Annotated in this window: 13 protein-coding genes; 5 read left to right on the forward strand and 8 right to left on the reverse strand. The window is 34.3% G+C overall.

Annotated features, from left to right (window positions below; translation table 11 throughout):
* Nucleotides 1-34: 34 nt before the first annotated feature.
* Nucleotides 35-2,113 carry a phenylacetic acid degradation bifunctional protein PaaZ gene (gene paaZ / locus DIT68_RS09875; RefSeq protein ID WP_109359640.1) on the reverse strand — a complete coding sequence of 693 codons (2,079 nt, stop codon included), beginning with the start codon at nucleotides 2,111-2,113 and terminating at the stop codon, nucleotides 35-37.
* A 236-nt stretch (nucleotides 2,114-2,349) separates the two neighbouring features.
* On the opposite strand from paaZ, the gene DIT68_RS09880 reads away from it, so the two are divergent.
* Nucleotides 2,350-2,889 carry a hypothetical protein gene (locus DIT68_RS09880; RefSeq protein WP_146194182.1) on the forward strand — a complete coding sequence of 180 codons (540 nt, stop codon included), beginning with the start codon at nucleotides 2,350-2,352 and terminating at the stop codon, nucleotides 2,887-2,889.
* A gap of 19 nt (nucleotides 2,890-2,908) precedes the next feature.
* Here DIT68_RS09880 and DIT68_RS09885 read toward each other — a convergent pair whose 3' ends face one another.
* Both DIT68_RS09885 and DIT68_RS09890 read right to left on the reverse strand, forming a co-directional pair.
* Nucleotides 2,909-3,313: a hypothetical protein gene (locus DIT68_RS09885; protein ID WP_109359642.1), complete on the reverse strand. Its 405-nt coding sequence runs from the start codon at nucleotides 3,311-3,313 to the stop codon at nucleotides 2,909-2,911.
* Nucleotides 3,314-3,378: 65 nt separating this feature from the next.
* A complete protein-coding gene (locus tag DIT68_RS09890) occupies nucleotides 3,379-3,999 on the reverse strand; it encodes a PD-(D/E)XK nuclease family protein (protein ID WP_109359643.1) in 621 nt (206 codons plus the stop codon).
* 222 nt (nucleotides 4,000-4,221) lie between these two features.
* On the opposite strand from DIT68_RS09890, the gene DIT68_RS09895 reads away from it, so the two are divergent.
* Nucleotides 4,222-4,578: a helix-turn-helix transcriptional regulator gene (locus tag DIT68_RS09895; protein WP_109359644.1), complete on the forward strand. Its 357-nt coding sequence runs from the start codon at nucleotides 4,222-4,224 to the stop codon at nucleotides 4,576-4,578.
* Nucleotides 4,579-4,841: 263 nt separating this feature from the next.
* Here DIT68_RS09895 and polA read toward each other — a convergent pair whose 3' ends face one another.
* Entirely contained in the window at nucleotides 4,842-7,649 is a 2,808-nt protein-coding gene (polA, locus tag DIT68_RS09900; protein WP_109359645.1) for a DNA polymerase I, read from the reverse strand.
* Between the two features lie 237 nt (nucleotides 7,650-7,886).
* Between polA and DIT68_RS09905 the strand changes: the two genes are divergently transcribed.
* Nucleotides 7,887-8,237, forward strand: coding sequence for a four helix bundle protein (locus tag DIT68_RS09905; protein ID WP_109359646.1), 351 nt, complete (start codon nucleotides 7,887-7,889; stop codon nucleotides 8,235-8,237).
* A gap of 205 nt (nucleotides 8,238-8,442) precedes the next feature.
* The gene (locus DIT68_RS09910) at nucleotides 8,443-8,817 is read left to right on the forward strand and encodes a DoxX family protein (RefSeq protein WP_109359647.1); all 375 of its coding nucleotides are present in this window, start codon (nucleotides 8,443-8,445) and stop codon (nucleotides 8,815-8,817) included.
* A 196-nt stretch (nucleotides 8,818-9,013) separates the two neighbouring features.
* On the opposite strand, the gene DIT68_RS09915 is transcribed toward DIT68_RS09910, so the two are convergent.
* The 4 genes from DIT68_RS09915 to kynU all read right to left on the reverse strand — a co-directional run bounded on the left by DIT68_RS09915 (nucleotide 9,014) and on the right by kynU (nucleotide 13,494).
* Nucleotides 9,014-9,781: a patatin-like phospholipase family protein gene (locus tag DIT68_RS09915; protein ID WP_109359648.1), complete on the reverse strand. Its 768-nt coding sequence runs from the start codon at nucleotides 9,779-9,781 to the stop codon at nucleotides 9,014-9,016.
* A gap of 160 nt (nucleotides 9,782-9,941) precedes the next feature.
* Nucleotides 9,942-11,015: a saccharopine dehydrogenase family protein gene (locus tag DIT68_RS09920; protein WP_233244184.1), complete on the reverse strand. Its 1,074-nt coding sequence runs from the start codon at nucleotides 11,013-11,015 to the stop codon at nucleotides 9,942-9,944.
* Nucleotides 11,016-11,248: 233 nt separating this feature from the next.
* Nucleotides 11,249-12,130, reverse strand: coding sequence for a glycerophosphodiester phosphodiesterase (locus DIT68_RS09925; protein WP_109359649.1), 882 nt, complete (start codon nucleotides 12,128-12,130; stop codon nucleotides 11,249-11,251).
* 86 nt (nucleotides 12,131-12,216) lie between these two features.
* A complete protein-coding gene (gene kynU / locus DIT68_RS09930; protein ID WP_109359650.1) occupies nucleotides 12,217-13,494 on the reverse strand; it encodes a kynureninase in 1,278 nt (425 codons plus the stop codon).
* Nucleotides 13,495-13,901: 407 nt separating this feature from the next.
* Here kynU and hemL point away from each other — a divergent pair, with 407 nt between their 5' ends.
* Nucleotides 13,902-15,191: a glutamate-1-semialdehyde 2,1-aminomutase gene (gene hemL, locus DIT68_RS09935; RefSeq protein WP_109359651.1), complete on the forward strand. Its 1,290-nt coding sequence runs from the start codon at nucleotides 13,902-13,904 to the stop codon at nucleotides 15,189-15,191.
* The last annotated feature ends 30 nt before the right edge of the window (nucleotides 15,192-15,221 follow it).

Here is a 15,221-nt window from a genome sequence, read left to right on the forward strand (position 1 = left end):
TAGCGACGCAATGCATTGCGTCGCTACAAAAAAATTATTTATCGGATTGATCTTTCAATTTAACCATCGTTAAAATCGTTGCAAATCCAACCAAAGGTTCTTCTGCATCTTCGTCTAACATTTCTACTAACCATTTCACGATTCCTCTTTTAATTAAGGTCTTTGGATCATCTTCTTTTGGTGTAGTATCATTTGGAATCATTTCTTTACACGTGAAACGAACATGCATTTTAGCACCTGCATAAACTGGTTTTGTGAAACGTAAATTATCAATTCCGTAATTCAACAAAACAGGATTCATTTCATAGCTATCTACAAACAATCCCGCAGAAGCACTCATTAAGAAATAACCATGCGCGACTTGTTCGTCGAACATTGTTCCTTCAAAATTCGTATCTCTTTTATGAGCATAGAAATTATCTCCTGATAAAGCAGCAAATTGATCTATGTCGTCTGCTGTAATTTCTCGTGATTCCGTAATTAACTGATCGCCTACATTCAATTCTTCGTAGTACTTTTTGAAAGGATGCTCATCAATTTCGTTTCCTTTTGCGCCTTGCTGATAAACTTGCGTAATTGCAGTAATTGTTGTTGGGTGACCTTGGATTGCTGTACGTTGCAAGTAATGCATAACTCCACGCATTCCACCCATTTCTTCACCACCTCCAGCTCTTCCCGGACCTCCGTGCGTCAATAATGGCAATGGTGAACCGTGTCCTGTACTTTCTCTAGCACATTCTTCGTTCAATACCAAAATACGACCATTCATGCTCGCAGCTCCAAGTACATATTGCGTTGCTTCGTCATTACACGGCGTAACAATTGATGATACCAATGAACCTTTTCCTAATTTGGTTAATTCAATGGCGTCTTCTATCGTTTTATAGGGCATAATCGTTGAAACTGGACCAAATGCCTCAATAGAATGCACATCCAATTTTTCGAACGGATTGTCGTTTCTGAAAAGAATAGGCGGGAAGAAAGCGCCAATGTGTTTTTCTGCTCCAGTAACATCAAACTCATCCATGTCACCATAAACAATTTGCTGTGACTGCATCAATTCTTCTACCTTCTCACGCACTTCTTTCACTTGGTCTGGAGACGCCAAAGAACCCATTCTCACACCTTCCACAGATGGATCACCCATTACTGTTTTAGAAAGTCGAGCGGAAATAGCTTCCTGTACATCATCCATTAATTCTTCTGGAGCGAAAACACGACGAATTGCAGTACATTTCTGACCTGCTTTTGTTGTCATTTCACGCACAACTTCTTTTACGAAAATGGCGAATTCAGGAGTATCTGGTGTTGCTTTTTTCCCTAAAACGATTGCATTTAGCGAATCAGCTTCTAAGTTGAAAGGAACGTTGTTTTCTGTAATAACAGGATTAGATTTTAATTTCAAACCTGTGCTTGCACTTCCTGTGAATGTTACAATATCCGAAGAAGTTACATTGTCAATTAATGCTCGGGCAGAACCCAAAACCAATTGTAAAGCACCTTCAGGAAGAATTTTCGAAGCGATAATGTCTTCCACCACAACTTGCGTTAAATAACTTGTAACACTAGATGGTTTGACCACCGCAGGAACACCGGCCATTAAATTCACGGCCACTTTCTCCAACATTCCCCAAACAGGAAAGTTAAATGCATTAATGTGAACCGCTACCCCTTCTTTAGGCACCATGATATGATGTCCGATGAAAGTTCCATTCTTTGACAACATCGCAGGATCTCCGTCCACATAATAAGGTAAATCTGGAAATTGTCTTCTCAATGATGCGTTGGCAAATAAATTTCCAATTCCACCTTCGATATCGACCCAAGAATCTCCTTTTGTAGCACCTGTCCAAGCGCTCACTTCGTAATATTTCTTTTTGTTGTCTAAAAGATAGAGCGCAAGTGCTTTCAACATTCGACCACGCTCATGGAAAGTCATTTTTCTTAACTTTTCACCACCAGTTGTGCGACCGTAATTTAAAATTTCAGCAAAATCAAATCCTTTACTGGAAACACTTCCTATTTTCTCACCCGTAATGGCGTTGTGCAATTCGGTTTCAGCACCTTCTCCACTTTTCCACTCACCACAGATGTAGCTTTTTATTTCTTGCATAATTGTATTTTATCTTTTGGGAACTAAATATAAGTTTCTTTTGGCGATTTTTTGGGTTAAAGGGTGAAAAAAAGAATATTGGTTGAAATACTTAATCGGATTCAAAAGATTGTTTCTTATATGATTAAAAAACAAATTACTCAGATTTGTTAATGATTAAATTATGTTTATATTTATCGACTTGTCAAAACAACTAATTGATAAACAATGCAAATCTATCTCTAAACTTTAATTACATGCTTAAATCAATTCTAAAAAAGAAAATAATGATTCAAATAAATAATCGTTTTAACATCGTTCCTATTTTATTTGCTTTTTTATTTTTAATTAGTTCCTGTGGTGAAAACAATAACAGTGAAGAAAGTACCCGTCAAAAAAATTTCAAAATATATTCAGAGGAATTAGAAATCAAAAGTCATGAACATATGTCATCCTCCAAATATACAGCTGAAAGCTTCAGCGATGATTTTTTCTTAACATACGATTTCAACTATGCTGAATTAACTGTAAAACTTCCAGATGGGGAGCTATACATAAAAACTAGGGATACTATTAATATAAATGAAAAATATTTTGAAACAGACATAGCAACTTCTCATGATTCTTATCAGATAAGTCAATTTAGAGAAAATGATGAATCACTCTCAGAAGAATATAGTGCGATCTATAATTCATTAATTATAGATCAAGAAAAGAACACAGTGAAGTTTTATATTGCAGATGGTGAGAGATATACTGAATGGACTTTCCAAATTAAAGAAATTATGGAAAATTAATTTTTTAGATTTTATTAGCTTAAAAATCACTGTTGGAGTTAGTGCTTTCCGTTAAAATTCCTTTTTCAAATAGAGTTTCTATAAAAGGATCCTTTCTTATTTGCATTTTCTCCATAAAACTAGCTTGGTTATATCTTTTTATTATTGCTTTAACATCACTTGATGTAATGAAAGTATTTTTAAATGTGAGATTTGCTTTAGGAAAAGCGCTTCCCTCCTCAATTACATAGTGAAACGGAAGAGTAACTCCAACAATAACAATTAGTAGTACACCGATAGTCTTAAGTAAAGAACCTTTTAATTTTCCTTGTTTTGATTTATAATTATAGTATTTAATGATTCTCCAAATCATAAATACAATAAGCAAAAGAAAAATCAATAAGACTACAATTTGACCTCCAGCGAACGTTCCTAATAATATCATTTAAGTTTAATTTAAAAAAATTGGTTTAAATACTGTTTTATTGAATTTGTCTCTAGTTTTTAATTTTAGAATCTAAACCAATATTCATCAAATAGATAGTTGTTACTTATCTCGTTATTATCTATATTAGATAACCTTTTCAGATCAATGATTGATAGTGCTTTGTAGTTGATATCTGTACATTGATTTTTAATACTTTCATTGATTTTTTCATCATCACAAAAGATTAGAAGGTTAACTATTTTAAATTCAGAATTGTATACTTCTTCTACTGCTTGTTTTGACTTCTCTAATTGACCAGTTCTAATGTTAGTATACCATTTGTTTTCGATATTAAGAACATATTTTTCTTCTTTATTATTATTTCTAATTTTAATCTCAACAAGTAAATCAATTTGCTTCCATTGTCTATAAGTTTTGACTTCTAAAACAACAAAACTTTCATTTACTTCACTTTTTACATTATAAATGTTTTGGTTATCATTTTCTCCAATTATCAAAGCATAAAGTATTTTTCTACTATAATTATAGACAATTGGATTTGTGTCTTTATATTTTTCTTGAGAACATCTTAATGTCCAGCTTAAAAAGAAATCTTGCGTTGTTTCATAACCGTTATCAGTATCTTCTTCTTTATAATTAAAAAAACTTGGTAGACTGCTGACATTATTAATCTCGTAATTCATTAGTATTAATTTGATTTTAGATTAAAAGACACCTTTTATCTTTTGGGAACTAAATATAAATTTTTTATTGAAATAACAAAGCCCAATATAAAACAAAACCCGATAGTTTGATTAAATCAGTGGTCGCCGAGAATAAGTTATTACACAAATAGGTATTGTATCTGTAATTTTAAGAAACATTCCTTATCTTGATGATTCTAAGCAGTCTTAACACTAGATATCATGAAAAATCAAGAAAACAAAGCACAAGTTTTAACAGACAGAATGGATGTTGGGACTAAAGAGTTTAATGAGTTTCAGGCTATTCTTTTAAACAAATCAAGAGAACGTTCGATTGAACAGAAAAAAGTGGTCGAGCTAATGTCTCTTAAATTCAAAATGGAAGATTATTTAAATTCTAAGGACAAACATTTTAAATTGGTGGGTGATTTTTTAAAAGAATTTCTAAATGCTTTTGAAATTAGACAAAACAAGTTTGCTGATTATATAGGTATGAGACCATCCAATTTAACAAAACTCATAAAAGGTGAACGTGCATTGAATCACGAATTAGCCTTAGTTTTTGGAACTATATTTTAAAATGATCCTATGCTTTGGTTAGATATTCAAGATAAAAATAGACTTTATGAATTATCTAAAGTCAAGAAAAAGGAAATTAAGAATTATTCATTAGAAGATTTGATCGGGTGATAATATTGGGCAATTTTGCAGGTGCGCTATGCAAGGACGATTTGTGAATCGCCCCTACATAAACTGCCCTAAAAAAAAACACATTTCTTTTGGAGAATGGGAAATGTTTTACCCAATGCGCAATAGATATGGACGTTTGCAAAACGTCCCTACTAGTGCGCATCCAACCAATTCCCGGCAAATTCCATTTCAATATCCAATGGAACAACCAATTCCACTGCGCCTTCCATTTCTTCTTTTACGATTTTTGAAACAATGTCTTTTTCAGATTTCAACACATCAAAAACCAATTCATCATGCACTTGAAGTAACATTCTTGAAGTAAGGTTTTGTTCCTTCATTTTATTGTAAATATTAATCATTGCCACTTTGATAATGTCGGCAGCGCTACCTTGAATTGGTGCGTTAATGGCATTTCTTTCGGCAAAACCTCTTACAATGGCGTTTTTGGAATGAATATCTGGCAAATAACGACGGCGTTTCATGATGGTTTCCACATATCCTTTTTCTTTGGCGTCTTCCTTCACTTTTTCCATGTAGGCTTTTATTGTAGGATATTGTGCAAAATAACTGTCAATAATTGATTTCGATTCTTTCCTGGAAATTCCTAAAGTTTGAGATAATCCAAATACGGATTGACCATAAATAATTCCAAAGTTGACGGCTTTTGCATTGCTTCTTTGCTCTCGACTCACTTCGTTGATGTCAACACCAAAAACTTTTGCTGCAGTAGCTGCGTGAATATCATGACCGTTTTGGAAAGCTTCAATCATGTTTTTATCTTCACTCAAAGCAGCAATAATGCGCAATTCTATTTGAGAATAATCGGCAGCCATGAGGTAATAATCGTCATTCTTCGCTACAAAAGCTTTCCTAATTTCTCGTCCTTTTGGCGTTCGGATCGGAATGTTCTGCAAGTTTGGATTTGTAGAACTTAATCTTCCTGTTGCTGCAACAGTTTGCATGTAATGTGTATGCAATCTTCCGTCATGTTCGTCAACCAAAGTCGGTAAAGGATCAACATAAGTATTTTTCAATTTTCTTAAAGAACGATAGTCTAAAATCAAGGGGATAATTTCGTGATCGTTTACATGTTTTTGAAGTGTGTCTTCCGATGTTGAATATTGTCCTGTTTTGGTTTTCTTTGGTTTTTTGGCAATTTCAAGTTTCTCAAATAAAATATCACCTAATTGTTTTGGTGAAGCTAAATTGAATTCTTCTCCTGCCAATTCAATTACCTTTTCCTCGATTTCATTTAACGAAATTTCTAACTCTTCAGAAAATGTTTTCAAACTTTCAATATCCAGCTGAATCCCTTCTTGTTCCATTGCTTTCAAAACAGAAGTCAAAGGCATTTCTATATTGTAAAACAAATCTTTAAGGTGGTCTTTCTGAATTTCTGGTTCAAAAAGTTCCTTCAATTGCCAAGTAATATCCGCATCTTCACAAGCATAATCTACGATGTCTTTTTGATCGATATCGCGCATAGATTTTTGGTTTTTCCCTTTCTTGCCAATCAAATTTTCAATAGGGAAAGTGGTGTATTTTAAATAATACTCCGCCAAATCATCCATTCCATGTTTGCTGTCAGGAGAAAGCAAGTAATGTGCAATCATCGTGTCAAAACGAGGACCTCTTAGCTTAATTCCATAGCGATTTATTACTTGTTCGTCATATTTTATGTTGTGCGCTACTTTCTCTACTTTTTCCGAACTAAAGAAAGGTTCAAAAAGTGTCAGTAATTTTTTAGCAGCGTCAAAATCTTCTGGGAAAGGAACATAATAAGCTTCCTTTGCTTTAAATGAAAAAGCTATTCCCACTAAATCAGCATTTCTAGCTTCTAAACTATTCGTCTCTGTGTCAAAACAAACTGATTTTTGCTTTAAAAGAGTTTCTAAAAGCTCTTTTTGGTCTTTTTCAGATTCAACGAAATGGTAATTTGCTTTTTCTGTTTCTAAGGATTTCATTTCATCGCTAGAAACAGCTTCATGTTGCTCTGGGGTTGCTGGCGAACCAAATAAATCCAATTGACCGTTATCCACTCCAGCATTATCTGCCGTAATTACCAACTCTTCTCCAAGAACACGTTTAGCAATTCCTCTGAATTCTAATTCAGTAAATATTTCACGGATTTTCTCTTCATCATGTGGACAAATTTCTAAATCTTCGGCATCAAAAACCACGTCAACATCTGTGATAATTGTCGCTAAACTTTTCGAAAGAATTCCTTGTTCTTTAAAATTGATCACATTCTCTTTTTGCTTTCCTTTGAGTTGGTCAACATTTTCAAAAAGACCTTCCATTGATCCGTATTGTTTAATCAACTTCTTGGCTGTTTTTTCTCCAATGCCAGGAATACCCGGAATATTATCCGAGGCATCTCCCCACATTCCGAGAATATCAATCACTTGCAAAGGATCTTCAACTTCAAATTTTTCTTGGATTTCGGGAACGCCCCAAACCTCGGCTGGTTTTTTACCACGGCCCGGTTTGTACATGAATATATTTTCCGAAACCAACTGACCAAAATCCTTATCGGGCGTCATCATATAAGTTTTGAAACCTTCCTTTTCAGCCATTTTCGCCAAAGTTCCAATCACATCATCCGCTTCATATCCTTCTTTCATCAAGATTGGAATTTTAAAAGCTTCGATAATTCGCTTTATGGGTTCAATCATATTGCGAATGTCTTCGGGCATTTTTTCACGTTGCGCCTTATATTCTGCATATTCTTCAATACGATTTGTTGCTCCTCCTGGAGGGTCAAAAACCACGGCAATATGTGTTGGTTCTTCTTTCTTTATGACATCCAACATGGCATTTGTAAATCCAAAAGCTGCGGAGGTATTTTCTCCTTTGGAGTTCATCCTAGGGTTTTTGAAAAAAGCAAAATAAGACCTATAAATCAAGGCGAAAGCATCAAGTAAGAAAAGTTTTTTATCCGTTTTTGGAGTGAGCATATATGTAAAAATTTGATTTGAAATCAAAGATAGCTTTTTTAATGGGAAAATTTTTAATTACGAATGGGATCAATTACGAATTACGAATTTGGAAGAGGGCAAATGGAAATTAACATAAAAAAAAATGAATTATTATATCTATTTATGTATCTTAATTGGAAATATCTGAAAATTATGAGTACAACAATTCGTAATTCGTAATTGAAAATTTCGTAATTTTTTAAAAACCTAAATCACATGAAAGAAAACGTTATTCAAGTAAAGAGCTATGCTTTTTCATTAAAAATCATCCAAGCATTCAAATTTCTGCAATACGAGAAAAAGGAGTATGTTTTAAGTAAACAAATCCTGCGTTCGGGCACATCAATTGGAGCGAATGTAGAGGAAGCTATCGGTGGTCAATCTAGAAAAGACTTCTTCGCTAAATTGACAATTTCGTATAAAGAAGCAAGAGAAACTAAATATTGGGTTCGGCTTTTAAGAGACTCTCATTATTTGCCCATTGAACTAAGTAGAGATTTATTAAAAGATGTTGATGAAATTCTAAGAATAATTGGAAGCATTCAAAAAACCATGAGAAGCAGTTAGATAATTACGAATTGAATCAAATACGAATTACGAATTTTTACGATGCGCAGCAATTCGTAATTCGTAATTAAAAAATTCGTAATTATTTTGTATCAAGGCATTAGTTTCTTATTGGATACCACTTTCTAAAAGGAAAGGCATAGCTAATGTGAAGCACCTATCAATTACCTTTGCGCTCTAATAATTTACTAAAAACAATTTTGACATGAAAAATTACAAATTAATGTTTTGGATATCAACAGGCTTGTTTTCTGCCTTTATGCTATTTAGCGCTTATGGATATCTTACATCCGAAGAAATGAAGGGAGCCTTTATCCACTTTGGTTTTCCTGCAGATTTCTTTAGAATACAACTTGCTGTTTTCAAAGTTTTAGGAGTATTAGCATTGGTACTGCCTTTTGTACCAAGAACATTAAAATCTTTTGCTTACGCAGGATTTGCTATTAACCTTATTTCTGCCCTAATTGCACATATTGCAAATGGTTATCACTCTTATGGTTTAATTATTTTTGCAGTAATTACTATAACTCTTTCCTATTTTTCTTATTTGAAACTTCAAAAGGAGGTTACACTTGCTTAGGCAGAAGATTTAAAATTATTTAATCACAATATAAAAGTGTGAAATCGATAGAAATTAGAAATTCATTATTGTGTAAGCATTAAAAAAAAAACAGGATGAAATCATTAAGATCATCCTGTTTTTTGTTTTGAACAAATGCAGACTATCCGTCAAAAAAGCACTTTTTAAAAAACCTTTAATCCACTTCTTAAAGCTTTTATTTTAACTTTTTGTAATTGTTTTCCTCCAAACTTTTAACAGCTGCTTCGTAGCCTACTTTAAAAATAGCATCAATATTATTCATTTCAAAAACAGCATAGTCACCTAGCTCTTGAGGGGAAATTACGAAGTCACAAGCGCCAAATTTGTTGATTGAATCTGAAGTGGCCCTTATTTTTAATGCTCTTGTTACTACTGAATAGGAGTGCTTTAATTCCTGTATATCAATTTGCTTTAGTGAGTTGATAAAAACTCCAATGATTTTATCACATGAATTTGTGAGTGGTTCAACCGGGAAGTTATTTAATACTCCGCCGTCTATATAATATGAACCGTCTACTTCTGTAGGTGTAAAAACTCCTGGAAATGAGGATGAAGCGATTATGGCCCTTATGAGCTGACCTTCGCTGAAAATTTTTAAATCACCTGTTAGTATGTCTGTGGCGGTAATAAATAAGGGTTTATTTAAATCATTGAAATTATCTATTGGGAAGTAGTTTTTTAGATCATCATAAAACTTTTCAGTGTCTAAAAAGCCGGGTTTGCTAAAAGCATATCTTTTGGCGTGAAAAACAGAGGTTTCTTTTAGGAACTCTAGCATTTTTGTCCAATGAATTCCTTTCGCATACATAGCGCCCACAATTGCCCCAACACTTGCTCCTGCAATGTGAGTAGCGGAAATTCCATATTCTTCAAAAGCCTTTAAAACTCCAATGTGCGCTGCACCTCTAGCGCCTCCTCCAGATAAAACTAAGCCAATTTTCATGTTGTTTTCTTCACTTTATTCTTTTGTATAAATGTATTGTAGGGAAGTTTGCTTCCTGTTGTAATGAAATTTCTGCTTTCGTTTATTAAGCGTCCTACAATATGCTATCAAAATAATTTACGGTGACATTAAAATTACAAATTTCCCCCTTTAAAATTAATTATTTATCGTCTTTAAATTTTTCATACATGGTTCCAAAATGGGATTCAATGAATAAGTCAAAAGGAATTTCCTCTTGTTTAATAAAGCCTTTATTTTTCAATTTCCCTTCTGAAACTAAATCTACTACCGCAGAAATGCTACAGGCTGTGGTCCAGCTAATGGCTCTCCAGTCTTTTCCTTCTATTTCGATGTTTCTATAAGATTCACTGAATTCTTTTCTTCTTAACTGACCATCAATTTTTCCTTCTACCGCAGCATAAACCAAAACGATATCGTCATCAACTAAAGGTAAAGCATTCATCAATATTTCTTTGGCTGTTTTTCTGTCGTTTTTTAAACCAAGATCGTAAAGCAAAAGCTTCATTCCATCGCGGTGACCAGGATAGCGCATGGTTTTGTAGTTCAAAGTGTCTACTTTTCCGTCTAAAGTTGCGCACATTGTTCCTAAACCACCAGAGGTAGAAAATGCTTCGTATTGGCGACCGTTGATGTTGATAGATTCTACATCGTCGAGGGAACTCACCATTTTACGTTCTCCGTTGTGAATGACTTCAGCGTCATTGATGTATTCATTGATTACACCGTCTGCGCTCCAAGTAAAACTGTAGCCCAACTGTCCCATCGGGTGAAGAGGAAGCGCCCCAACTCTTAATTTTACGGCACGAATTTCAGAGAATTGATTGTACAATCCTGCGCCTAAAATCCCAATAAATCCTGGAGCCAATCCACATTGCGGCGCCATGACAGCTTTACTATTTTTTGCCATTTCTTGAATAGCATTCAGCGTTGGGACATCCTCCGTTAAATCAAAATAATGAACACCTATATCTGCTGCAGTTTGGGCAATCTTAATGTTCAAAAAGTAAGGCAAACAAGAAACAATTGCTTGTTTATCTTTAAGGAATTCACGAATGGTTTTGTCTATTGAAACATCGCCTATTTTAATTTCAAAGGAAAACTCTTCATTGGATTTCGCCTGATCCATTCCTTCAACTTCATACTTTGTACTCAATAAAGTAGCTACAAGACTCCCTACTTTTCCTAATCCTAAAACACCTATTTTCTTTATCATCGTTTTATAATTTTGCAATGATCCGTTTTTAACCTGAAAATGATCTTTCAGTTTAATGACTTAGTTCGAAATTTACAAGTTTTATTTGATTAAAAGGAGTGTTTAATAAAAATCAATATCGCCCTCAAGTTTACTGAGCAATGGGAGAGGTGAATAATTCTGCTAGACACTTACCTATTAAAAATCCGCGAAGATCCGCGCTCCATTACATCGAAAGGTTTACCTCTCAAAACTTATTCCCCCTGTTTTCTTATCAATTCTAAATTACTTATTTCGATGACATAAGGCTTGTATGACTCTGCCAAAGTTAAACTCTCCTCAGACAAAATATTCCAAAATTTTACTGTTAAACCTTTCTCTCTTGCTTGATTTATAATTTCAGAGTTTACTGTGGAATCATGAAGGTTTATTGATAATCCATCCAAGTTTTTTGAGTGAGCCAAGTCTATTTTCTCGTTCAATTTATCGATTACTAAATAATAACATTGAAATGTTTCATCTAATTGTTTCAGACGCTCAAAAATAGGAGTGTAGACCGTTTCCGCAATAATTTGATTTTTGATATCATACTTTATTGCTAATTCGTAAAGCGCTTCGGCCAGCTCTTTTTGATATTGATGATCTACATTGCTGTTCTCGACGCATTCAGATTCAAAATACCCCTTAATGTCAAGTGTAAGTATTTTCTCTTTGCTTTTAGAAAAGACCTCAAAAACTTCCTCTAATTTATAGAGTCTATCCACCACTCCGTCTCTATTGATTTTTAGTTTTTCAAGAATACTATCGGGTGTTTGAAGTACGCAATAATAATTCCCTGAATCAACCAAGGCCTGTGAATTTTTGTCAAGATGAGTAAATAGGCCATCATGAAAAACCCAAAGTGTTTTGGAACTGCTCATTTGTATATCAACTTCTGCACCGTCCACATATTTGAGCACTTCAATAATGCCGGGCAAAGTGTTTTCAATAAATCCATCGTTTACGCCAACGCCTGTTGCTCTATGGCCAATGATCAAAGCGTTATCATAGGTTTTTACTGCTCTTTCCTCCGAACAAGAGGAAAGGAGAAATGCAAAGAACAGGATGATGAAAATTAGTCCATTTTTAATGTGCATAATTCAAGTTTTGGAAAGAGAGTAACGCTTGTTATATTGGGTTTTCACTTTGCTTTTGTAAGCTAGCGTTGTTTTAACTTCACCAATTATGAAATTGAGTTTTTCAAAATTTCCCCAAAGCGATAAACATCTTCAAACGAATTATACAATGGAACTGGAGCAATACGGATTACATTGGGTTCTCTCCAATCTGCAATAACACCTTCTTTGGTCATGGCATCAAATAAATCCTTTCCTTGTCCATGGGCCAAAATGCTTAACTGAGAACCTCTTTCTTTAGGATTTTTTGGAGTAATAATTTCAAAATTTGCATTGTCTGATCCATTTGAAACTTCATTAATTACAAACTCCAAATAAGCTGTTAAATCATCTCGTTTTTTACTAATTGTTTGCATTCCTACTTCATTAAAAATATCTAGTGATGCATTATGCGCCGCCATTCCTAGGACAGGAGCGTTACTTAACTGCCAAGATTCTGCTGTTTGAATTGGTTGAAATTCGGGTTGCATTTTAAAACGTGTTGCTTTATCATGACCCCACCAACCTGCAAAACGTGGTAAATCGTCGTTGGTAACATGTTTTTCGTGAACAAATAGTCCAGCAACTCCACCTGGACTAGAATTCAAATATTTATAAGTACACCACGCTGCGAAGTCTACATTCCAATCGTGGAGTGAAAGTTCAACGTTTCCTGCTGCGTGAGCTAAATCGAAACCAACTTTTGCACCTACTTTATGTCCAGCTTCGGTGATGGTTTTCATATCAAAAAGTTGACCTGTGTAATAATTCATTCCACCAATCATAACCATTGCCAATTCATTGCCTAATTCGTTGATTTTAGAGATAATATCTTCGTGTCTCAATAAATGTTCGCCTTCTCGAGGGAATATTTCAACGATGGCTTCGTCTATGGAGTAACCATGAAATTTAACTTGCGATTGCAATGCATATTGGTCGGATGGAAAAGCTTTCCCTTCGCATAAAATCTTGATGCGTTTTCCTTTGGGTTGGTAAAAAGAAGCCATCAATAAATGCAAGTTCGTAGTTAATGAATGCGTGATGACTACTTCTTTATTGCTTGCTCCAACAATTTTTGCTGCTTTTTCTGTGAGAATTTCATGGTATGAAAACCAAGGATTTTTTGCATCAAAATGTCCTTCAACACCCCATTTTGCCCAATCGTTCAATTCTTGCTGAATGTAGCTTTGTGTTCTTTTAGGTTGCAATCCTAAAGAGTTTCCCGTAAAATAGACCACAGGTTTCTCATGGAAATCAGGAATATAAAATTCGTCTCTCCATTTTCTTAATGGATCGTTTTGGTCTTTTTCTTGTGCAAAAGCGAGAGTGTTTTGGTATTTGGACATTATTTGAGTGTTTTTGTTATCGAATCCGAAAAATATAAAATTAAACAGTAGCGTTCTATAAAAATTTAGAAAATGTACATATGCGAGAGTAGTATTTATGCCTAAAATAATATAGATAAATACAATTATAAAAAACTATATCTGTATTTATCTCGGTTTATCAGATAGATAAATACAATTATAAAAAACTATATCTGTATTTATGTCTCAAAAAGTAATAGATAAATACAAATAGCAAGATTGGGAATAACATCTTTTTAAAAGAAATATTCTTCACAGAAATATTTGATTTTTTAAGTGAAAGTTCTCTTTAAGAAATCAAACATTCAAATCAACATTATTCATTCATAAAGCTCACAAATCTCCCAAGGAATCATTAAGTTTGTGGTAAATCAAAATTGTTCAAAATGAAACGTTCAAATTCTGAAAAGTTATATAAAAAAGCATTAGAATATTTCCCTGGAGGAGTAAATTCTCCAGTGCGTGCTTTCAAGGCAGTAGAAGGTGCTCCATTATTTATAAAAAAAGGGAAAGGTCCTTATATTTGGGATGAGGATGAAAATCAATTCATCGACTTTTGTTGTAGTTTTGGACCGCTTATTTTAGGACATGCGCACCCAGATGTGCATAAAAACATCGTAGATAACTTGTCCAACGGAACTACTTTTGGTGCACCTACAAAATTGGAAAGCGAGTTAGCAGAAATCATTATTTCACGAAATCCGTACATTGATAAAATTAGATTTGTGAGTTCAGGAACCGAGGCAGTCATGTCGGGTGTTCGTTTAGCACGTGGTTTTACTGGACGAAATAAAATTTTGAAGTTTGAGGGTTGTTACCACGGGCATGTGGATTCTCTTATGGTGAATGCCGGATCTGGATTGGTGACTTTTGGTGAGAGTTCAAGTGCGGGTATCCCTGAAGATGTCGTGGCAGATACAATCGTAATTCCTTTGAATGACGTAAATGCCTTGGAAATTGCTTTTGAAAAGTATGCCCACGAATTGGCCTGTGTAATTATTGAACCTATCCCAGCAAATAATGGATTATTACTTCAGGAAAAATCTTTCTTATTGAAATTGCGTGAAATGTGCACAGAACACAATGTTTTATTATTTTTCGATGAGGTAATTTCTGGATTCCGTGTTGCATTTTCGGGTGCAGCAGAGTATTATGACATTACTCCGGATATTGTTTCTTACGGGAAAATTATTGGTGGTGGACTACCTGTTGGAGCTTATGGCGCGAAAAAACACATTATGCAAAGTGTTTCACCAGATGGACCAGTTTATCAAGCAGGAACTTTAAGCGGAAACCCAGTGGCGATGGCTGCAGGAATAGCGCAATTGAATATTTGTTCGAAGCCTGGTTTTTACGAAGACCAAGAAATGCGTACTAAAACAATGGTGGAAAGCGTAAATAGTTATGCGAAAGAAAAAGGCTATGATTTTAAACTTGTTACCATAGGTTCTATTTTCTGGATCGCTTTTGCTGATGACACAACAATAAGAAGTGCATCTCAAATTAACACAGATATGACTCCGTTTAAAAAATTGCATAAAGCACTTTTAGAACGAAGTGTTTACGTTGGACCAAGCGGATATGAAGTTGGGTTCGTGTCGCAAGTTCACACAAAAGAGGTTCTTGAAAATGCTGCACAGCAGTTTAAGAATGCTTTGGATGAGGTGTTTGGGTAAAATTTTTCGATGAATGTTTTTTTATCACCT

This window comes from Brumimicrobium oceani, assembly GCF_003143775.1.
GTDB lineage: Bacteria > Bacteroidota > Bacteroidia > Flavobacteriales_D > Crocinitomicaceae > Brumimicrobium > Brumimicrobium oceani.